Raw genomic sequence first — 20,875 nt, forward strand, 5'->3', positions numbered from 1 at the left:
ACCAGCCGTGCTGCCCGGGCTCAGTGGGTTCCGGGCGTCTCGTACTGGATTCCGTGCCGGGTCTGCTCGCTCGCCTCGACCCCGTCGAGTCGGCCGACCAGATGCAGCGCCATGTCGATCCCGGCCGACACACCGGCGGAGGTGACGATGTCACCGTCGTCGACGTACCGCTCCCCGGCGCGTACGTCGACCGAGCCGTCGATCTTCGCGAGCTTGTCGAGGTAGTCCCGGTGGGTGGTGGCCGCTCGGCCGGCGAGCAGTCCGGCGGCCGCGAGGACCAGCGATCCTGTGCACACGCTCGCCAGGACGGTTCCCTGCCGGTGCAGTTCCCGCAGCCGGGACAGGTGCGATTCGTCCTTAGAGTACGGAACGTGAGCTCTTGTCCGTTTCGTGGTTGAGGTTGGGGAAGGACTGCTGGTCGCGGGTGGGGGGGGTCCTCAGGCGTCGGGGCCGGCGAACAAGCCGGGTTCGGGTTCGATGAGGATGCCCCGGCTGACCAGGCGTTTCAGTTTGGAGCGGATGCCTTCGGTGTTCTTCGGGAGGATCGGCAGGTCGAGAACCTGGCAGAGGTCGCGGGCGCGCATCGGCCGGCCCGCGTCGGCCAGGACGGTGAGGATCTGCCGGTAGGCGGGGTGGTCCGGGATGTCGGGGCGGTCCGGCCCGGTGGCGGGTGAGGGCAGCGGGAGAGTGAGGAGGGTCTTGCGGGTGATGCTCACGCCCTCCAACCGGACATCGATCTCGGGAAGCAGAACATCTTCGAGCGATCCAACCCCCATGATCGAGAAATCCCCGGCAGGAACGTTCCCGCATGCACCCTCTGACCTGGGGATTAACGAAACTCCGGACAGAGCCAAGTTCAAAGAGCGCCATCAGTTGCCCCGTTCGCGCTCACGCCGTCGTGATGGGGGTGGTTGTAGAACACCAGGTCGTCATCACTGCGGACCTTGCCGTCGGCGCCGAGGAGCAGCGCAGAAATGTCGATGCCGGCCCCGGCGACGCTGACCGTTGCGCTTTGGCCGCGCGGAAGGGGCGGTGGTCGCACCCGCCGGTGACGTGCCCGCCGTCTGTCCGGACTCGCCGCCCCACGAAGCACCGAAGGCCACGACGAGCGCCGCGACCACGGCCCCCACGGCCACGGCGACGAGGGCCGGCCGACCTATGTGGGCCGTATGTCTCCTGCGCGGTGCGCGCCGTCTGCGCGACGAGTTGCGATACGAACGAGGTGCCACTGACGAGTCCATGCGGTGGGTGGGACTCCCGAGAGGGGAGAGCTTGCCCCTGTTCGGTCGCCGCCGGGACGGGAATGGTTGCCGCCGGGACGGACATGGTTGCGGAGGCCCTGCCCGACAGGGACCTCGGGTGAGCTCACCACTCCGCGATCCGCCCGTCCGCATGCCTCCAGTCGGCGTCCGGATGGCGCCACGCAACGTCCTTGGCGCGCACGGCCTGTTCGGCGACGGTGATGCCGAGCCCCGGCTCCGTCGGCAGCCGCAGCCCTCCGCCGACAGGGGTGAGCGCGGTCGGGTCGTGCAGGTAGTCGGCCATCTCGCCCTGAGGGAGTCCCGCATAGCCGGAGTTGTAATGGAGGCCGAGGCTCTGTTCATGCAGAGGCACGTTGAGGCTCGAGGCGGCCACCTGCAGCGACGCGGCAAGCGAGACCGGCCCGTTGGGGCTGTGCGGGACGACCGCGACGTCGAACGACTCGGCGAGATGGCAGATCTTCGCCAGCTCGCCCAGGCCCGTCATGGAGACGTCCGGCTGGATGATGTCGACGCCGCCCCGCTGCAGCAGCGTGCGGAATTCCCAGCGGGAGAAAAGCCGTTCACCGGTAGCGATACGCGTGGCGCCGGCCGCACGCGCCACCTCCGGGAGCAGGTCCTCGTGGCCGGGTGCGAGCGGTTCCTCCACCCACATGAGGCGGAACTGCTCCAGTTCACGAAGGAGCGGACGCACCATCGAGCGGTGTACACGGCCGTGGAAGTCGAGGGCGATGTCCAGGCCGGTCCCGAACTCCTGGCGCAGCTGCGCGACCTGGGCCACCACCGCGTCGACTTCACTCGCCCCCGCGATGTGGTCGAGTTCGGCCGTCGCGTTCATCTTGACCGCGGTGAACCCCTGGGCGATCCGCGCGCGGGCATCGGCCACCACATTGTGCGGGCGGTCACCGCCGATCCACGCGTACACACGGGTGTGGTCGCGCACCGGACCGCCGAGGAGCTCGTGCACCGGTACGCCCAGGGCGCGGCCCTTGATGTCCCACAGTGCCTGGTCGATCGCCGCCGCGGCGGTGGCCAGTACCGGCCCGCCGCGGAAGAACGCGCCGCGCCGCATCCGGTGCCACAGCTCCTCGATGCGTTTGGCGGGCGACCCCGTGAGGTTCTCGGCGAGGTCGGCGACCGCGCCCAGGACGGCCCGGCGCCGCTTGGAGACGAGGGCCTCGCCCCAGCCGACGATGCCGGTGTCGGTGGCGACCCGCACGAGGATCCAGCGGGGCGGCACGCTGTACGCGGTGATCTCAGCAATGCGCACGGGCAGTGCTCCCTTCGGTGGGGGACAACGCGGTGAGGGCATAGGCGCGGACAGCGGTGCCGCCGAAGACGTCGGCGCGTTCAGCGGCGCAGAGCCCCGCGCACAACTGCTCGGCGAAGTCTGTGACTTGGTCGTACGAAGCGGACAGCAGGCAGACGGGCCAGTCGGAGCCGAACATCACCCGCGCGGGGCCGAAGGTCTCCCAGACGAACTCGACGTACGGCCGCAGCGCCCGAAGCACTGCTTCCCCGTCGTCCGGACACCCGGCCAGGGTGAGCAGCCCCGACAGCTTGCAGAACACGCGCGGCTCGGCCGCCAGCTCCCGCATGGACCGTGCCCAGGACGCGAACTCGCCGCGTGCGAGCGGTGGTTGACCCAGATGGTCGAGTACGAAGGTGGTGTCCGGGCAGGTGCGGACGGCCTGCGCCGCGGAGGGCAGCTGCCATGGCCGCACCAGGAGGTCGTACGCCAGACCCGTTTCGCCCAAGGCCCGTAGGCCAGCTTGTACCGTCGGCCGGGCGAGCCAGTCGGTGTTCGGCTCGGCCTGCACCGGGTGCCTTATGCCCACGAGACGTTCGCCGCCCGGGAGGCGGCGCAGTGCTGTGAGGTGATCGACCAGGTCCGCGGCGGTGAGATCGCACCAGCCGACGACGCCCGCGACCCAGGAAGTCCGCGCCGCGACGGCGAGCAGCTCAGATGTCTCGTCCGTCGAGGGCAGTGCCTGGACGAGCACGGTCCCGTCGATCCCGGAAGCCCGGGTGAGCGGTGCCAGATCCTGCGGCCCGAAGTCGCGCCGGATCGCACCGAGGGCGGGCGCCTCCAGCCAGCTGTGGTCATGGGCCGACAGGTCCCACAAGTGGTGGTGGGCGTCGACGCGCCCCACCGCACTCACCGCGACACCCCGTCCTTCTCGCGGGCGGCGGGCCAGGTGATCCAGTCCTCGGGCACGTCCTCCTCCAATCGGCACAGCTCATCGGGTGCCAGCGCCTGGACCGCGCCGAGTCCGCGGGCCACGAGGCGGGCCACCTCGATGGCTCCGCGCGGCCTCAAGTGGACGTCGTCCTGGGCGCCTTGGGGGTGATGGGGATGCTCGCCGGGGGCGAGCCGCATGAAGGCCTCTTTGGTGCCCTCGGGGCCAAGACGCTGCCACAGGGCGAGGGTCTCGTTCTGCAGGTCGAGCAGCGGCACATGCTCGGACGCGGCCAGCGCACGTACCGCCTCGGCATACGCGCCATGCGTGGGCCGGGCACGCCCCTCGGTGTCGAAGCTGCGCCGCTCGACCGACGTGAGCAGCACCGGGCGAGCGCCCCTCGCGCGAGCCGCGCGCACATAGCGCAGCAGTTGCCGGGGATAGCTGGTGGCCGGGTCGGTGAAGCGCGACGGGTCCTCGGTCTTCTGGTCGTTGTGCCCGAACTGGATCAGGAGCAGGTCGCCCGGGCGCAGCTCGGCGGCCAGCTCCCGGAGCCTGCCCTCGGCCAGGAAGCTGAGCGAACTGCGGCCGTCCCGCGCATGGTTGGCGACCTGCACCCCCGGCCCGAGGAAGAACGGCAGAGCCACGCCCCAGCCCGTCATGGGCGCCACCGAGACGGGCTTGGCCGCGGCGGTCGAATCACCCGCGATGTGCACGGTGCGGATACGGTGCCCACCCGCCGACTTTCGGGTGGCCCACGGTGCGCCGAGCTCCGAGAAGAGCGACAAGGTCGCGGCGCTCCGGTCCACCAGCGCGGTGACCCCCGGGATCACACGGCGCGCTGCGGTGCCGTCATGGTCCGTGTGCCATGCGGACGACGGGAGATGCGCGGGTTCGGGCGCCGTGCGGATCGCCTCGACGACCTGGGTGAAGCCGCCACTGCGCGCCAAAGGGCTGAGCAGTTCCGTGCCGTCGTGCAGATGCGCGAGCAGATTCTCCAGCAGGTCGGTGCGCGCGTATGTGTGCTCCTGCGGCGAGTGGCCGTCGCGTTCGAGGACAAGCCGGTCCGTCAGATAGTGCAGCGTGATGCGGCCCTGCTCACCGTGCACCAGGATGTACGGCTCGGAGTTCCGCTCCGCGCACAGGGTGGCGGCGTGCGTGACCGTGGTACCGCGGGTCGTGTGCAGGCGCAGGCAGGAAGTGTCGTCGGCCTCGATCGCGTTGGCGTGGAAGAGCTCCAGGCCGACGGCATCCACAGCGCCCACGCGGTCGCTTCCGTCGATCCGCAGCGCGGTGGCCAAGGCGTGCGCGAGCGGATTGGTGAGCACCCCGTCGACCACGTCCTGGGCCTCGGGACCCGAACCGAGTCGACGGCGGCCCGCCCACGGTGCGCGGGCGTAGTACCGCGCGTCCCGCACCCACGCCCCCGCGCAGCCGATGCCCATGAGTTCCCCGATCGCCCCGTCCGCCACCAACTCCCGTACGGCATCGACGGCTTGGGAACCGAAGGGCTGGAAGCCGACCTGGCACACCCGACCCGACTCCGCCAAGGCGTCGGCCAGCTCGTGGAACTCTGCGAGCGACGGTGTCGGCGGCTTCTCCAGGTAGACGTGGGATCCTGCGCGCACGGCGGCCAAGGCGAGGGACGTGTGGGTGTGCGGGGGAGTCGCGACGAGCGTGACGACGGGGCTCGTGCGTTCCAGGAGCGGGCCGAGCGCGGACGACTGCTCGGGACCGCCGAGTGCGCCGAGATCCGCGTCGTCCAGCGGCCGCGGATCACACACTCCCACCACACGTACCCGGCCGGCCTGACTCAGGCGCATCAGGTTGGCACGGTGATGGCGGCCGTAGCCGTGCGCGCCGACCAGGACGACGGGAACGGGTGAAGCCGCTGTCACAGGAGCCCCCACTGTACGAGAGCATCCCGCACCCGCTCGCGTCGGGCCTCGTCAAGAGGAGTGGCCGGCGGGCGTACGTCCCGGCGGCACAGGCCGAGCAGGGCCAAGGCCTCCTTCACTACGCTGACGTTGTATGCCGACCCGTTTGCGGCCCGCAGTGCCTCGAAGCCGCGTATCCGCTCCCAGACCTTCATGGCCGCAGGGGCATCGCCCGCACGCAGCGCCCCCAGCATCTCCAGGGACAGCCGCGGTGCGACGGTGACCAGACCGGAGGTGAAACCGGTCGCGCCCATCGCCCAGTACGCCGGTGCATACAGCTCGGCCAGGCCCGCGACCCAGACGAAACGTTCGAGGCCGGCGTCGCGCGCCACCGCGGCGAACCGCGCCGCGTCGGGCACCGCGTACTTCACCCCGCAGACGTTCGGGCACAACTCGCCGAGCCGGCCGATCAGTTGCCCGTCGAGCAGCGGATCGCGCACATAGGGCACGACACCCAGACTGGGCATGGCATCGGCGATGGTCCGGTGGTACTCGAGCCAGCCTTCCGGCGAGGAGAACAGGTGCACCGGCTGGTGGACCATGACGAAATGAGCGCCGGCCCCGGCCGCGTGGCGAGCCGCGTCCACGGCGGTCGTGAGATCGAGGCCGATTCCGGCAATCACCTGGGCCGGCCCGTCAAAAGCGGCGCACTCCTCGACGGTCACCTCCACGAGGCGACGGCGCTCGGCCGGAGCGAGGCTGTGGAACTCGCCGGTGTTGCCGCACGCAGTCACGGTGCGCACACCGCCATCGAGCAGGCGACGCAGCAGCACACGGTATGCCATCTCGTCCACTTCACCTTCGGCGGTGAACGGAGTCACCGGAACGGCCAATACGCCTTTCAGAGCGTTGAGTTGAGCCAAGTAAGCGGTGTGCATGATTGCTCCCTCCGGGAGGGATGGTCAGCCTGGGCCGTCTGTGCTTGCATATGTGGCATGCCATAGGAATGCCGTGTGCATGCTAACAGTGCGCGCCGACTCAAGGAGCCCTTCTCATGCGCCTGTTCACCGCTTTGATGGCCCTGACCGCGGCACTCGCCGGCGTGCTCTCGCCGGCCGGTTCGCCTGGCGTCGCGTACGGCGCCGGACCGCCGCCACCGGCCCTTGCGCCCCTCGGCGTCGAGCAGGCCGTGTGCCCGGACACGGCGCTGCGTCTGACCTTCGACCAGCCCGTACGCCTCGGCGACAGCGGCCAGTTGCAGGTGCACCAGGCCGACGACGGGACTCTTGTCGACGTCGTCGACCTCGCCGACCCCGGCACGTACCAGCGCAGCATCGGTGGCGCGCTCACCGACTACGGCGAGGTGCACCGCTGGTTCTACGAGCCCGTGGTCATCGACGGCGCCTCGGTGTCGGTGCATCTGCACTACGTCCTCGACGCGGGCCGCGAGTACTACGTGACCGTGGACGACGGCTTCTTCCGAGGCCGGCCCGGCATCGAGGACCGCGAGACCTGGCGCTTCCGCACCCGGTCGAACCCGGCGCCCGACAGCGGCGAACTCACCGTCGACCAGGCCGGAAACGGAGACTTCTGCACCGTGCAGGGCGCCGTCGACTTCGTACCGGCCGACAACACCCGGCCCGTACGCATCGACGTCGCCCCCGGCACGTACCGGGAGATCGTCTACGTGCCGCAGAACAAGCCGCATCTGACCGTTCGCGGCAGTGGGCCCGGGCGGACCGTGATCGGCTATCCCAACAACAGCGTCCTGAACGGCGATGCGGCCATGTCCGACGTGCCGGCCCGGCAGAGCTACTGTCCGCGCCGCGTGCTGCCGCAGCCGGACCGTTTCAACTGCTGGCGCGCGGCCTTCGGTGTGGACGCCGACGACTTCCGGCTGACCGACGCCACCGTGCACAACATGACACCGGACGGCGGCTCCCAGGCCGAGGCGTTCCGTGGCAACGGCGACCGTATCGTCCTCGAGCGGACGCGGATCCTCAGCTACCAGGACAGCCTGCGTCTGCAGGGCCGCGCCTTCGTGACCGACAGCTATGTCGAGGGCGACGTGGACTTCGTGTGGGGGACCGGCGGGGTCTACATGCAGAACTCCGAACTCAAGTCCCTCGACACCGGATACCTCACGCAGATCCGCAACGCAGCGGACGGCCCCGGCAATGTCTTCGTCAACACCCGCCTGACCAGAGCCGGTTCGGTACCCGACGGCAGCGTGCTGCTCGGCCGGATCGACAGCCGCTTCCCCGGCAGCCAGGTCGTGTTCCTCGACTCGGTCATGGACGCGCATATCGCTCCCGTGGGCTGGGGACTCACCGGCTTCGACTGCACGCAGGCCGCCGCGCTGCGGTTCTGGGAGTACGGCAGCACCGCACGCGACGGCACACCGGCCGACACCTCCGGGCGCCTGGCCTGCTCCCGTCAGCTCGACGCCGAGCAGGCCGCGAAGTGGCGCGATCCGGCCGTGCTCCTCGACGGCTGGGAACCGCGCACCGACCTCCCCTTCTCCGCTCCCCACGACCGCAACGGCAGGTGACCGTCCATGTCCTTCCTCGCCCGCAGAACACTTCTCGGCGCCCTCGGCGCAGGTGCGGCGGTCTCCGCGCTGCCCGCCGGCGCGCACGCCGCCGAAGCACCGGTGCCGGCGCCGCGCAAGCGGCCGCGGCCGGTCGCCCCGGTCAACAAGGAGGTGGCCGACGCCCACCCGATCACGTACAAGGCACTGCCGCAGGAAGTCGTCGGCGTCGACGTCGAAGAGCTGATGACAGTGCACAGCACCGGCGAGCTGGACGCGCTGCGGGCCGCGCTCGTGGCCGAGGTGTGGAAGTCCGCCGGCGGCAAGCTGCCCGACACCTTGCCCGAGGTCGAACGCGCCGTCGACGCACCGGAGTTGCCCGCCTTCACGGGAGTGCGCCGTATCGACCGGCTCACCGTCCGGCTGCCGTACGGACTGTGCTCACTCGTCTACGTACTGCTGCCCGAGGACAGCCCTCACGGTCGCTTCGCCTTCTACCACAACGGCCACGGCGAAGAGCCCAGCACGATGCAACGCACCGCACAGGCACTGCTCGACGCCGGCTACGGGGTCCTGCTGTTCGCCATGCCGCTCTACCACTGGAATCCCAAGGAGCTCCAGGACCCGGCCGACCCCTCCCACACACTCACCGTGACCTCGCACAACGACCTCGGCCCCTGGGAGACGGACACCTTCTCCACGCTGCGCTTCTTCCTGGAACCGCCCGCGGTCGCGATGAACTACGTGCAGCGCACCTACCGGCCGCCGTCCGTGCAGATGGTGGGTCTGTCGGGCGGCGGCTGGACCACGACTGTCTACCCGGCGCTCGACCCACGCGTCACGCGCAGCTACCCGGTGGCCGGGTCCCTGCCGTTCTTCCTGCGCTCCGCACCGCCCAAGCCAAGCCCCACCACGGGCGACTGGGAACAGCGCAAGGACCGCCACCCGGTCTTCTACGGCATCAGCGACTACTTGAACCTGTACGCCCTGGCGGCGGTGGGGGACCACCGCCGCCAGATGCAGATCCTCAACCGCTTCGACGACTGCTGCTTCAACGCGGTCGGCCATCGCTCCTACGAGCCAGCGGTACGCCACCGGGTGCAGGTCATCGGCAACGGCCACTGGGAACTCCTGGAGGACGCCACCCACGGCGACCACACCATCAGCCCGTTCGCCCTGTCGGTGATCCTGTGGGATCTCGACGTGGCGTGCGGCGACGAGCCCTAGCGTGTTGGTCTGTCAGCGGCGTGCGCCCGCCTGCGCCATCACCTGCTTGGCGCCTGCGGGCCAGTCCTCGCGGGGGACACCGTTCAGGTCCACGTTGCCGTTCCAGGTGAAGCCGTACTCCGGGCCGCTGGGGACGCGCTCGTTGCCGCGGCTCCAACAGCCTCCTGAGATCAGGCACCCGGCGCCGGACGCACCACCACGTCGCGCATGGTCACGTCCGTGACGTTCTGCAGCAGCGGCACCTGCGCGGCTTCCTGGAAGACGAGGCCGTCGAGGCGGATGTCGCGCACCGGTGCCTCGGCCCGCCCCCGTACCCGTATCGGATACTCGCAAGGCCCACCCACCGACCAGCGCTCGGCCGTCAGACGGGACACCTCCGGAACGCGCTCGCCGCCGGTACCGCCCGCATACTGGAAGGTCACATCGAACGGCACATACGTCCAGGCCGGGGCGTCGACATCGCTGACGTGCACATCGCGGACGTAACCGCCGCGTGTGGGCGTGGACTTGACGATCAGGATCCAGGCGACGGAGGGCTCGTCGAGACCGGGGTCCAGGGGCAGATGCAGGCGGCGGGCGACGACGTCGGACACGCCACCGCTCATCTCGCTGCCGATGGCGACCGCCGCACCGCCGGAGAGATATGTGCAGTCCTCGATCAGGATGTCCCGCGACGGCACACCCACCCGCCAACCGTCCTGGTCCCGCCCGGACTTGATGGCGATGCAGTCGTCGTCCGTGGCGAAGGTGACGCGGCGGATGACGACGTCCTGGCAGGAGTCGGGGTTGCAGCCGTCGCTGTTCGGGCCGTGTCCGATGACGTGGACGTCCTGGACCGTGATGCCCCGGCTGAGGACCGGGTGAATGTTCCAGAACGGAGAGTTGCGCAGGGTCACGCCCTCGATGAGCACGTTCTCGCAGGCGTACGGCTGAAGAAAGCTCGGCCGCAGGTAGTGGCCCGCGCCGAGCACGCGCTCGGCGACGGGCGTGCCCTCGGCGCCCCAGCGCTCCAACTGCGCCCAGTCGTCTCGCTCGTGGGGCATGCCGGGCTGCCAGCCGAACTGGCCCGAGCCCTTCCAGGGCCACCAGTGCGCGTTGTCCCCCTGCGCGTCGAGGACCCCTCGGCCGGTGACCGCGATGTCGTGCTGCCCGTACGCGTAGATCAAGGGGGAGTAGTTGTAGACCTCGATGCCCTGCCAACGGGTACGGACCACCGGGAGATACGCCGCCGGGTCCGTGCTGAACAGCACGGTGGCGCCCTCGGCGACGTGGAGGTCCACATTGCTGAGCAGATGGATCGCCCCGGTGGACCAGCGGCCCGCGGGGACGAGGACATGCCCGCCGCCCGCCGCGTGGCAGGCGCGCACGGCGCTTCGTATCGCGTCGGTGCAGTCGGTGGTGCCGTCGCCGACGGCTCCGTAATCGGTGATGGGGAACCAGGCGTCGGGGAAGCGGGGCAGGTCGGCGGCGGCCGCGGTGGGGAGGGGAGCCAGCACGGTGGCGGCGGCCGTGAGGGCACCGAGCTTCAGTATCTGTCTGCGGATCGGATCACTCATCATGCGCCTCTCGGTGGTGCCTCGATGGAGTGGATCAACGGGCAGGTTTCAAGTGGATCAACTGGCAGTGTTCAAACGGGAGTCGAAGCCGCTGTCCCGGGGTGGTCCCGGTGATAGCGCGAGGCCTCGCCCGCCGCATGGGCCGCGAACATGGGCCCGGCCACATCCGGGTCGCCGGAGCGCAGGACGTCGAGCAGCTCCGCGTGGTACTCGGCCATCGCGCCCCAGTCGCCGCCGTAGCGCGGATTGCCGAGCACATGCAGACCCCACATGCTGGACTCGATCATGCGCCACAGGCGGATCATCGCCGCATTGCCCGCGGCCTCGCAGACATGACGGTGGAAGGACATGTCGGCGTCACGGAAGGCGCCTATGTCGTTCTGCCGGGCGCAGCCGCGCATCCTGTCGACGTCTTCGGTGAGCAGCCGCACCTGCTCGGCGTCGAGACGGCCGGCCGCCCTGCGGGCGGCGTACTCCTCGAACAGGACGCGGATGTCCCGTACTTCCTGAGCCTGCCGCTCGGAGACCTGGGCGACATAGGTGCCGCGGTGCGGCTGGGTGACCAGCAGCCCTTCATGGGCGAGACGCTTGATCGCCTCACGGGCGGGGGCCTGGCTCGTGCCCACGCGACGGGCGATCTCGGACTCCACGAGCCTTTGCCCGGGCGGGAGTTCACCGCCGACGATCCAGTCCCGAAGCAGCGTATAGACGTGATCCGACAGGAGCTGCCGGGGCGGTGGTGGGGCCACGGGCATGGCGCCGTCCACGGGCGCGGCCGCTTCCGTCGTGCGCTGCCCCGGCAGGACGGGGAGCTGAGCCTCCTGTTCCTGCCAGATACGCGCGACGGTGGACTGGGACAGTCCGAGCTCACGCGAAAGGGACCGGGTTGAGGGGGCCATGCCACCGTCCCTGGCCGCACGGATCGCGGCCGCGATGCGCTCCTCGGCCTCCTGCCGGTTGGCGCTGCGCGGGCGGCCCGGGCGAGGAGCGTCGTCGAGTCCCGCCACGCCCCGACTCAGATACCGCTCACGCCACTTGCCCACCGTCGCCGGACTGACCCGAAGCCGGCGGGCGATCTCGGTGGTGCCGAGCCCTTCCGCGCTGGCCAGCACGATCTTGCTGCGCAGCCGCATCGACTCGGGCTGCTCGCGGGCCCACTCGCCCAGCGCCGCGCGGTCCTCCGCGCTGAGCTTCGGAAAGCTCGGCAGATCAGGAACGGTCATAGGTGCGGCCCTCTCCGTGAACCCATGGACTTCTGACTCACTGTGCCGGGGCGACGCTCCGGCAGTCATCAACTTTTAGTGCTGCCGCAGCTGTTGACGCCAGATCTGTCACGAACATACTAACTTATCGTTGCTCGATTATTGACCCACTTAAGCATGGTCGACTCTGCTCCCCGAGGAGGAACCGATGCGTCAACGGCGGACCGGCAAGGCATGGGCGAGTATCGCCGCGGTGCTCGCGCTCGGCTTGACGACGGCCTGCGGATCCGGCGGATTCTCCGACGGAGCGGCGGGCGAGGACGGCGACGGCGGCACGGTGCGCATGCTCGTGAACATCACCCCGAACTTGACCCAGGAGTTCTGGAACGACCTGGTCGAGCCCTTCGAGAAGGCCCACAAGGGCGTGGACGTCAAGATCGAGGCACCGTCGGGCAAGGGCGTGGCGGATACCCTGCAGCAGCAGCTCGCCGCGGGTGACGCACCGGACGTCGTCGAGACGCTCATGGTCGACACCGCGCTCGCGCCGAAGATGCTCGAACTCACCGACCAGCCCTGGGTCAAGAACACGCCCCTGGTCGAGGAGGCCGCACTCGACGGAAAGATCTACACCGTCGGTGTCGGAGAGCAGGCCCAGTCGCTCGTGTTCTACAACAAGGAAGCCTTCTCGAAGGCCGGCATCGACGAACTGCCCAAGACCCTCGACGAGTTGACCGAGGCGATGGGGAAGCTGAAGAAGGCGGGATATCTGCCGCTGCAGACCTCCGGTGAGTTCGTCACCGGCCTGCAGCTGCTCCAGCTCTCCGTGCCCTCGCTCAACCAGCGCCACCCGGACTGGCACGCAGACGTCAAGGCCGGCAAGCGCACGGCCGGTGAGGCGATGCTGCCGTATCTGGAGCTCTACGACAGCTGGCTCGAGCGCGGCTATCTCGACAAGAACGCGCTCGGTCTGAAGAACGCCGACGGCGAGACCTCCTTCCTCACCGGCAAGTCCGCGATGTACGTGATGGGCAGCTGGTTCACCGCATCCGCGGCGGCCGCCGACCCCGGCTTCGAGGTGGGCGTCTTCCCGGCCCCCGTCGAGGAGGGCCAGGACAGCCCCGGCCCGCAGGGCGCCACCATGGCGGCTCCGTACATGGTCCTCAAGGACGGCAAGCAGCGCGATCTCGCCCTCGAACTCGTCGAGTGGCTGGTCACCGACAAGGACGCGATCGCCCGCCAGCTGCAGCAGGACGGCAACTTCCGGCGGGACGTGGAGCGGAAGTTCACCCCGCTCGAGGAGCAGGTGCAGCAGATCCTGCAGAACGCACTCGCAGGTGTCCCGCAGGGCGAGGGCTATGGCGACAGCACCCTGCCGCGCGGCTTCAACGCGGCCTGGAACACCGAGGTGCAGGGCCTGTACACGGGCCGCTCGCCGAAGCAGGTGGCCGATGCCGTGGACCGCTGGGTGAAGGCGCACTTCTGACCTCACCCGACCGCAGGTTGTGAGCTGTTCGCCCGCACCCACCCGCAGGACCCCGCACGCTCTACGGACCAGGAAGGCACCGCCCATGCTCAGCAGACGCAGCCGAGGCCCCGGCCGGGGGGAGGGACTCGCCTCCTTCGTCATGGTCGCCCCGGCCACGGTCCTCTACACGGTGATGCTGGCCGTCCCGGTGGGCCTCGCCGCCTACCTCAGCCTCACCGACTGGGACGGCTACAGCGCGAGCCCGAACCTCGTCGGCGGCGCCAACTACGCCGACCTCGTGAGCGATCCAGCGCTGCGCCGCGCTGTCACGGTCACGCTGCTTCTCGCCGCGTTGGGCACTATCGGCCTGAACGTCCTCGGCCTCGGCTGCGCCCTGCTGCTCAACGGCACCTCGCGGGCGAACTCCTTCTTCCGCATGGTCCTCTTCTATCCGCACGTCCTGAGCGCCCTGGTCGTCGGCTTCCTGTGGAGCGCCATCCTCGGCACCACCGGAGCCGTCAACACCTGGATCACCCGGCGCGGCGGAGAGGTCCTGCCCTTCCTCTCCGACCCGGACTGGGCGCTGGCCACCCTGATCGCCGTCGTGGTCTGGTCGGCCTTCGGCGTCAACGTCGTGCTCTACCTGGCAGGCCTGCAGGCGGTGCCGCGTTCGCTGATCGAGGCCGCACGGATCGACGGTGCCACGCGGTGGCAGATCTTCCGGCACGTCACCCTGCCCGCGCTCGGCCCGTCGGTCACCATCAACCTGGTCCTTTCGCTGGTGACCCTGCTCAAGACGTACGACCTGGTCGTCTCGCTGACCGCCGGAGGACCGGCCGGTGAGACGCAGACGGTCGCCTATCTCATCCTGTGGAACTCCTTCCACGACGGCCGGCTCGGCCTCGGCTCCGCCCAGTCGGTGCTCCTGATGGTCGTCACCGCGCTGCTCGCGTTCGCCGTCGCCCGGCTGCGCCGCAACGGAGAGGCGGCGGTGTACTCATGATCCCCGACACCCGCACCCCCGAGGTACGCCCCAAGCCCGCGGTCGTCCCGGCCGCCGTGGCCCCGAAGACACCCGTCGTACACAAGCGGCCGAAGCGCCGCGGACGAGTGCGGCTGCTCTTCCTGTCCGTCGCTGCGCTCGTCATGCTCGTGCCGCTCTACGTCCTGGTCGTCAACGCCTTTAAGTCCCAACAGGACATCGTCACCGACCCGTTCGGCCTTCCCTCGGGCGGCCCTTCGCTCACGTATCTCGAAAAGGTCTTCCAGAACGAGCAGTTCGACATCGTCCAGGGATACGCGGTCACGCTGCTCTTCGTCGTCTGCGTGAACGTGCTCTCCGTGGCGCTCGCCGGACCGGCCGCGTATGTCATCGCCCGCAGCAGCAGGCGCCGCCACCGCGCGCTGATGCTGTTCTTCCTGGCTGGCACTTTCATCCCCAGCCAGGTCCTCGTGATCCCGGTCGTATACGTGCTGAAGACGCTCGGACTGATGGGCACGGTACGCGGGTTCGTCCTCTTCGAGACCGTCCTCACGTTGCCGTTCTCGATCTTCCTGTACGCCGGGTACATCGCGACCATCCCGCGCGAACTCGACCAGGCCGCGGCCGTGGACGGCGCCGGACGGATCCGCACCTTCTGGCAGATCGTGTTCCCGCTGATGCGGCCGGTGGTGGCCACCATGGTCATCCTCAACACCTTCTCGGTGTGGAACGACTTCGTGAACCCGCAGATCATCCTCGGGCCCGGCAGCGGTCTGTACACCGTCACCACCGGGGTGTACGCGGCGGTCAGCCAGTACCAGACCGACTACACCGTGGTCTTCCCGACGCTGCTCCTGGCCGTCGCGCCGCTGCTCGTCTTCTTCGTCTTCATGCAGCGCTACATCATCAGCGGCCTCACGGCCGGGGCGACGAGGGGCTGACACATGAACCAGCACACACCCCTGCCACGCGTCACCGCGACCGTGCCCGTCGGCGCACCACCGGTGTGGGCGGTGCTCGAGCGCCGGCTCTTCGACGTACTGGACGAGGCCTGGCGCGCCTTCGCCGAACGGTACTGCGCACCCGACGGCAGCCTGCGCTACGACGGTCCCGTGGCCAGCCGTGACGGCGCCGACGACTTCTACGAGGCCTTCTTCAACTGGCCCGTGCTCTACCAACTCGGCGGCGTCGACGACCTGTTGGGCGCCGCCAAGCACCACTGGCGCGGCGTCACCGCGCAGCTGACGGAGCTCGGGCAGGTCGTGGACGAGTTCGAGCGCGGCTACGACTGGTTCCACATGGGCGAGTCGCTGCTGCTCTTCTACGGCATCTGCGCCGCCGACCCCGGCGACGAGGAGTTCGCCGCACGCGCCCGCCGCTTCGCCGACCTGTATCTGCCCACATCGCCCACCGGGAACTACGACCCGGCCACCGACACGATCCGCGCCCCGCACAACGGAGCCGTCGGACCGCGCTTCGGCCTCAACGACGAATGGCAGACCTACGGCGCCCACCTGGCGTCGATGCGCCCGTACGGACTGCCGCTGCGGGACCTGCCCGGGATCACCTCCTGGCAGGATCTCGAGGACCCGGGCAACGCCCTGCGCATGGGCGCGGCGATGCAGCAGCGCCTCGGCCGCGGCGACACCGCCGTCAACCTCGCCGCCACCAGCCTCGCCACCAACGCCTGGCTGTACGACCACGACGACCGCTACCGCGACTGGGCGCTCGGCTACATCGACGCCTGGCGGCGCAGGGCCGCCGAGTGCGACGGCATCCTGCCCGACAACGTGGGCCCATCGGGTCGCGTGGGGGAGCTGCACGAGGGCCGCTGGTACGGCGGCAACTACGGCTGGTCCTGGCCGCACGGCCTGTACAGCGTGGGCAACTCCGCCGTCGTGGCCGCTCTCAACACCGTGCTGCTCACCGGCGCCACGGACGGCCTGGACATCGGCCGCGGACCCCTGGACACCGTCGCCCGGCACGGCATCACCGCGCCCGTCACCGCCACCCCGATGAGCATCAGCGACCGCTGGCTGGCAGAGCTCGGCGAGGACGCGGACCGGCCCACCGTGCTCGTGCCCAACCGGTACGCCGACGAGGGCTGGTTCGACTACCAGCCGCCCCAACTCGGCCTGCCCGCCTGGCTGGTGCAGGCCGGCGGCGAGCAGCAGGACGCCGACCGCATCGACCGGCTGCGCAAGGCGAGCGGCTACGACTGGCGCACCGTACGGCCCTTCCGCAACAAGGAGGAGGCCGGACACGAGGCGCCCTGGCTGGAGTATCTGCGCGGCACCAACCCCGGCTACCCCGAGGAGATGCTGCGCTGCGCCCTGGCCCAGGTCGAGCGGCGCATGGCAATGATCGACGCCGACACCACAGACCCGGCCGAACTGAACATCCACCACTGGCAGCGGCTCAACCCCGTCGTCACCGAGGCGCTGCTCCAGCTGACCACCGGCACCCCGCAAGTCCTGTACAACGGCGGCCTGTTGCCGCTGCGGCTCGCCTATCACGACGCGGTGGCCGACCGTCCCGGACTGCCGCGCGATGTAGCCGCGCTCGTCGAGGAGAGCGGGCCGGAGCACGCGCGGCTGCGGCTGGTGCACACCGGACTGCGGGGCACACGCCGAGTCGTGGTGCGGGCCGGATCCCTCGGTGAGCACCGGATCGACCGCGTACGAGTGGACACGGCCGGGCCAGCCCACCCTGGCGACCCGCGTGAGTACAGCGCACCCCGCCCCGACCTGGGCGAGCGCGAAATGGCCGTCGACGGCCCGGAGCTGGAGGTCGAGCTGCCGCCCGGCCGCTGCATCCGGCTCGACCTGCGGCTGACCCCGCGCGCCTATCGCGCCGGCCACCGACGCCCTCGTACGAGCGACAACTGAGCCGCGAGGACGCGAACCGATCCGCCGTACTCCCCGGGCAGGGACACCACCCCGCCCGAGCACCGTCCGACGTGAGGAGAACAGCAGTGGAAGAGCAACACGTGTGGGAACTGCCGGTCCGCGGCAAGCCGCCCGGCAGCGCCGACCCCGAGCAGGTGCGGGAGCTGTCCGCGGTCTCGTCGGCCACCGCCTGCGCCAAGCTGCACGCCCAGGGGATCCGCCACACGTTCGTCTCCGGGCCACGGCCGCTCAACCCGGGCCAGAAGGTCGTCGGCCGCGCCCGCACGCTGCAGTTCATGCCCCAGCGCGAGGACATCGCCTCCGGCCTCGGGCAGGAGTACGTGGAGCGGCACACCGCTCTGTGGGCCGTGCTCGAAGCGGTCGAACCCGGGGACGTGCTCGTCGTCCAGGCCTACGGCAGCACCCACACCGGCTGCTTCGGCGACATGCTGGTGCGCTACTTCCAGCGCAAGGGCGGCGCCGGGATCGTCGTCGACGGCCGTATCCGGGACACGCCCCGGGTCAAGGAGACCGGGCTGCCCATCTGGTCCACCGGCGCCACCCCGCACTACGCCTCCCAGGCCGAGCTCTTCCCCTGGGCGTACGACGTGCCGGTGGCCTGCGGCGGTGTGCTCGTCCTGCCCGGCGATCTGGTGGTCGCCGACGACGACGGCCCGGTGATCGTGCCCCGGCAGCGCGCCGATGACGTCATCACCGCGGCCCGCGAACACGAGCAGTGGGAGCGCTTCAGCCGCGCCCGCATCGACGAGGGCGGCGCCCTCACCGACTACTACCCGCTCACCACCGAGACCCGCGCCGAATACGAGCGCTGGCGCGGCGACGGCGCCTGACCAGCGCCCCCGTCGGCGCGGCGTCGGCCGCTGACCAGCGCCCCGTATTCCTCCCGCAAGCACGTACCTCCCGAACCGAACGGCACCGCACGCCCGACCCCAAGGAGACGTTGTGTTGCGCACCATCCAGAGAACAAGGCCGGCCACCGTGGCCGCAGCGGCGGGCCTCCTGCTGCTCACCGGCGCCGTGACCCTCCCGTCCGGCGACGTCGCCACGGCCGCGGGCCCCTGCACACCCAAGGAGTTCTTCGTCGCACCCGGCGGCAGCGACCGCGCGGACGGCACCAAGGACGAACCCTGGAAGACCGTCGAGCACGCCCGCGACCAGCTGCGCGCCAAGGGCCTGACCAAGTCGATGAACTGCGACATCGTGGTCAACCTGCGCGCCGGCGACTACCCGGTGGCCAAGACGATCGACTTCGACGACCGCGACTCGGGCACCGGAGACCACCAGGTGGTCTACCGGAGCTACGACGGCCCCGGCAAGGCACGCCTGCAGGGCGCCAAGCCCGTCACCGGCTGGAAGGAGCACGGCGACGGCATCTACAAGGCCAAGGTCGACAACAACGTCTACACGCTCTTCGAGGACGGACAGCGCGCCACCGTCGCCCGCTACCCCAACCGGAAGACGGAGACCGAGTGGGCGCCGTATCTGATCACCACCATCCCCGAGCCGGAGAAGGAGGCCGTACGCCGCTGGATCTGGACCGAGCCCGGTGTCATGAAGCCGGAGTGGGACCTGAGCGACGCATCGGTCAACATCTGGTCCGGCGGCAGCTGGACCTGGTTCAACGACGTCATCCCGATCAGGGACGTCAACGTGGAGAAGGGCCAGATCTCCCTCCAGTACCAGATGCGCTACGCCGGCATGAACAGCGACAGCGGCTCGCGCTACTTCCTGCAGAACTCGCTCGACTTCCTCGACCAGCCCGGTGAGTGGTACCTGGACGACGAGGAGTCCACGGTCTACTACAAGCCGCGCGGTGACATCGACGACGCGAAGATCATGGCGCCGACCGTGACGACGCTGCTGAACGTGGCGGGCGCGGACGAGGACCGGCGCGTCGAGAACCTCACCTTCGACGGACTCGCCCTGCAGTACAGCGACTTCATGGAGTGGTACCGCTTCGGCTGGGTCGAGGAGGGCGACTCCGGCTATGTGCACAAGTACCCGCACTACGACCGGCAGATCGAGATGCCCCGCAACCGGTTCGGCGCCGTCACGATCACGAACAGCCGTGACATCACTCTCAAGGGGATGCACATCTCCGACACCGGCTACCACGCCGTCTACGCGCTCTTCGCCAACGAAGGGCTCACCGTACGCGACAGCCTTCTGACGAACCTCGGCGGCGACGGCGTCAAGGTCGAGGGCGGCTACCCCGGCGAGGGCGACATCTCGCACGGCCACCTGATCACCAACAACTACTTCAACCACTACGGCGAGCTGCTGCCGGGCGATGCGGCAGGCGTGGAGCTGATGAACACCAGCCGCAACGAGGTGAGTTTCAGCAACTTCAAGCACAGCGGCCGGCACGGCGTCAGCCTCGAAGGGCGGCCCGAGACCACCAACGAGGACAACTACAGCCGCGACAACACCTTCAAGTACCTGCGCATGGACGAGATGGGCCTGGACAGCAGCGAGACCAGCGCCTTCTACGCCTACGGCACCCTCAACTTCGAGCCGTACCAGCACGACAACCTGGTGGACCAGGTCGTCATCGGCGACGTGATCAACGACCCGTCCGTGCCCAACAGGAACTCGACCCGCGGAGTCCACCTGGACAACGGCGGCTGCAGCTTCCACCTCGACAACATCGAGGTCGGCGAGGTCCTCGACGACAAGTACCAGGGCTACAAGCCGCCGTGCAGCACCGTCGGCAACGCCAACTGGGAGGACGACTGGGACCCCTCCAAGATGGAGTACGACAAGATCGGCGTCACGGACGACTTCCCGTACGCGGCCGAGGTGGACCTGCCGTGACCGAGGGCCGGATCACCTGCGAGCGCAAGTCCGGCGTCGCCGTGGTGACGCTGGACCGTCCGGCCAAGCTCAACGCGGTCACCCCGCACATGTCCGCCGAACTCGCCCGGGTCCTGGGGGAGGTGGACGCGGACGGCGACGTGCGCTGCGTCGTCCTGACCGGCGCGGGGGAGCGGGCGTTCAGCGTCGGGAGCGACATCCGCGAGCTCGACGGCTACGAGACACCGTGGGTGTTCCGCAACCGCGGGGACTACGGGGACGCGGTGCGTGCCCTGCGCACCCCCGTGATCGCGGCGGTCGGTGGCTATGCCTTTGGCGGCGGTCTCGAACTCGCCCTGGCCTGCGACATCAGGCTGGCCGGTGCGAGCGCCACGTTCGCCACCCCCGAGATCAAGCTCGGCTGGATCGGCGGCAGCGGACAGAGCGCCCTGCTCGCGCACAGCATCGGTATGTCCAACTCGGCGCTGATGCTCCTGACCGGCGACCCCGTCGACGCCGCACAGGCGCTGGCCTGGGGTCTGGTCAGCCGGGTCGTGCCGGACGGTGAACTCCTTGACGCCGCCGTCGAGTTGGCCGAACGGATCGCCGCGCGGGCGCCCATCGCCGCCCAGACGGCCAAGGCCAATCTGCACGCCGCGCACAGCATGCCGCTCGCGCAGGCCGTCCAGTACGAGCGCGATCTGCAGACGGTGTGCTTCGCCACCGAGGACGCCGCCGAGGGCCGGGCGGCCTTCGCCGAGCGGCGCACACCGCGGTTCACCGGTCGCTGACCGGACCGTGACCGACCACCCCCATCGGGGTGCCCGTCCGCCGGCGGCTCTCCCCGGCCGCCGGCGGACCCAGGACAAGCAACCGCACCAGCAACGTGACGACG

At 69.8% G+C, this 20,875-nt stretch carries 18 protein-coding genes; 9 read left to right on the top strand and 9 right to left on the bottom strand.

Annotated features, from left to right (window positions below):
* Nucleotides 1–20: 20 nt before the first annotated feature.
* The 7 genes from ACYVO6_RS13490 to ACYVO6_RS13520 all read right to left on the bottom strand — a co-directional run bounded on the left by ACYVO6_RS13490 (nucleotide 21) and on the right by ACYVO6_RS13520 (nucleotide 6,254).
* Entirely contained in the window at nucleotides 21–344 is a 324-nt protein-coding gene (locus tag ACYVO6_RS13490) for a DJ-1/PfpI family protein (RefSeq protein ID WP_461061381.1), read from the bottom strand.
* 93 nt (nucleotides 345–437) lie between these two features.
* Nucleotides 438–776, bottom strand: coding sequence for a hypothetical protein (locus tag ACYVO6_RS13495; protein ID WP_461060736.1), 339 nt, complete (start codon nucleotides 774–776; stop codon nucleotides 438–440).
* 80 nt (nucleotides 777–856) lie between these two features.
* Complete coding sequence (locus ACYVO6_RS13500; protein ID WP_461060738.1) at nucleotides 857–1,093, bottom strand: TerD family protein; 237 nt, start codon at nucleotides 1,091–1,093, stop codon at nucleotides 857–859.
* 272 nt (nucleotides 1,094–1,365) lie between these two features.
* Nucleotides 1,366–2,529 carry a galactonate dehydratase gene (gene dgoD / locus ACYVO6_RS13505; protein ID WP_461060740.1) on the bottom strand — a complete coding sequence of 388 codons (1,164 nt, stop codon included), beginning with the start codon at nucleotides 2,527–2,529 and terminating at the stop codon, nucleotides 1,366–1,368.
* Nucleotides 2,516–3,421 (bottom strand): amidohydrolase family protein, encoded by a 906-nt coding sequence (locus ACYVO6_RS13510; protein WP_461060742.1) that lies wholly within the window; start codon nucleotides 3,419–3,421, stop codon nucleotides 2,516–2,518. The genes dgoD and ACYVO6_RS13510 overlap by 14 nt, the downstream gene beginning before the upstream one ends.
* Nucleotides 3,418–5,337, bottom strand: coding sequence for a Gfo/Idh/MocA family oxidoreductase (locus ACYVO6_RS13515; protein ID WP_461060744.1), 1,920 nt, complete (start codon nucleotides 5,335–5,337; stop codon nucleotides 3,418–3,420). The genes ACYVO6_RS13510 and ACYVO6_RS13515 overlap by 4 nt, the downstream gene beginning before the upstream one ends.
* Nucleotides 5,334–6,254: a dihydrodipicolinate synthase family protein gene (locus ACYVO6_RS13520; protein ID WP_461060746.1), complete on the bottom strand. Its 921-nt coding sequence runs from the start codon at nucleotides 6,252–6,254 to the stop codon at nucleotides 5,334–5,336. Before ACYVO6_RS13520 ends, ACYVO6_RS13515 begins: the two co-directional genes overlap by 4 nt.
* 116 nt (nucleotides 6,255–6,370) lie before the next feature.
* Between ACYVO6_RS13520 and ACYVO6_RS13525 the strand changes: the two genes are divergently transcribed.
* Both ACYVO6_RS13525 and ACYVO6_RS13530 read left to right on the top strand, forming a co-directional pair.
* Nucleotides 6,371–7,867 carry a pectinesterase family protein gene (locus tag ACYVO6_RS13525; RefSeq protein ID WP_461060748.1) on the top strand — a complete coding sequence of 499 codons (1,497 nt, stop codon included), beginning with the start codon at nucleotides 6,371–6,373 and terminating at the stop codon, nucleotides 7,865–7,867.
* A gap of 6 nt (nucleotides 7,868–7,873) precedes the next feature.
* Nucleotides 7,874–9,073 (top strand): hypothetical protein, encoded by a 1,200-nt coding sequence (locus tag ACYVO6_RS13530; protein WP_461060750.1) that lies wholly within the window; start codon nucleotides 7,874–7,876, stop codon nucleotides 9,071–9,073.
* Between the two features lie 170 nt (nucleotides 9,074–9,243).
* Here ACYVO6_RS13530 and ACYVO6_RS13535 read toward each other — a convergent pair whose 3' ends face one another.
* Together ACYVO6_RS13535 and ACYVO6_RS13540 are read right to left on the bottom strand one after the other, a co-directional pair.
* On the bottom strand, nucleotides 9,244–10,632 hold the full coding sequence (locus tag ACYVO6_RS13535; RefSeq protein ID WP_461060751.1) for a glycoside hydrolase family 28 protein: 1,389 nt from the start codon (nucleotides 10,630–10,632) through the stop codon (nucleotides 9,244–9,246).
* 68 nt (nucleotides 10,633–10,700) lie between these two features.
* Complete coding sequence (locus tag ACYVO6_RS13540) at nucleotides 10,701–11,852, bottom strand: GntR family transcriptional regulator (RefSeq protein WP_461060753.1); 1,152 nt, start codon at nucleotides 11,850–11,852, stop codon at nucleotides 10,701–10,703.
* A gap of 187 nt (nucleotides 11,853–12,039) precedes the next feature.
* Here ACYVO6_RS13540 and ACYVO6_RS13545 point away from each other — a divergent pair, with 187 nt between their 5' ends.
* From ACYVO6_RS13545 to ACYVO6_RS13575, 7 genes are all read left to right on the top strand, one after another.
* The gene (locus ACYVO6_RS13545; RefSeq protein WP_461060755.1) at nucleotides 12,040–13,314 is read left to right on the top strand and encodes an ABC transporter substrate-binding protein; all 1,275 of its coding nucleotides are present in this window, start codon (nucleotides 12,040–12,042) and stop codon (nucleotides 13,312–13,314) included.
* An 85-nt stretch (nucleotides 13,315–13,399) separates the two neighbouring features.
* Nucleotides 13,400–14,299 carry a carbohydrate ABC transporter permease gene (locus ACYVO6_RS13550; RefSeq protein ID WP_461060757.1) on the top strand — a complete coding sequence of 300 codons (900 nt, stop codon included), beginning with the start codon at nucleotides 13,400–13,402 and terminating at the stop codon, nucleotides 14,297–14,299.
* Complete coding sequence (locus ACYVO6_RS13555; protein ID WP_461060759.1) at nucleotides 14,296–15,219, top strand: carbohydrate ABC transporter permease; 924 nt, start codon at nucleotides 14,296–14,298, stop codon at nucleotides 15,217–15,219. Before ACYVO6_RS13550 ends, ACYVO6_RS13555 begins: the two co-directional genes overlap by 4 nt.
* A gap of 3 nt (nucleotides 15,220–15,222) precedes the next feature.
* Complete coding sequence (locus ACYVO6_RS13560; RefSeq protein WP_461060761.1) at nucleotides 15,223–17,166, top strand: hypothetical protein; 1,944 nt, start codon at nucleotides 15,223–15,225, stop codon at nucleotides 17,164–17,166.
* 86 nt (nucleotides 17,167–17,252) lie between these two features.
* A complete protein-coding gene (locus tag ACYVO6_RS13565; protein WP_461060763.1) occupies nucleotides 17,253–18,017 on the top strand; it encodes an RraA family protein in 765 nt (254 codons plus the stop codon).
* A 112-nt stretch (nucleotides 18,018–18,129) separates the two neighbouring features.
* A complete protein-coding gene (locus tag ACYVO6_RS13570) occupies nucleotides 18,130–20,001 on the top strand; it encodes a right-handed parallel beta-helix repeat-containing protein (protein WP_461060765.1) in 1,872 nt (623 codons plus the stop codon).
* Entirely contained in the window at nucleotides 19,998–20,771 is a 774-nt protein-coding gene (locus ACYVO6_RS13575) for an enoyl-CoA hydratase/isomerase family protein (RefSeq protein ID WP_461060767.1), read from the top strand. Before ACYVO6_RS13570 ends, ACYVO6_RS13575 begins: the two co-directional genes overlap by 4 nt.
* Nucleotides 20,772–20,875: the final 104 nt, after the last annotated feature.

The organism is Streptomyces pseudoechinosporeus (genome assembly GCF_054783935.1).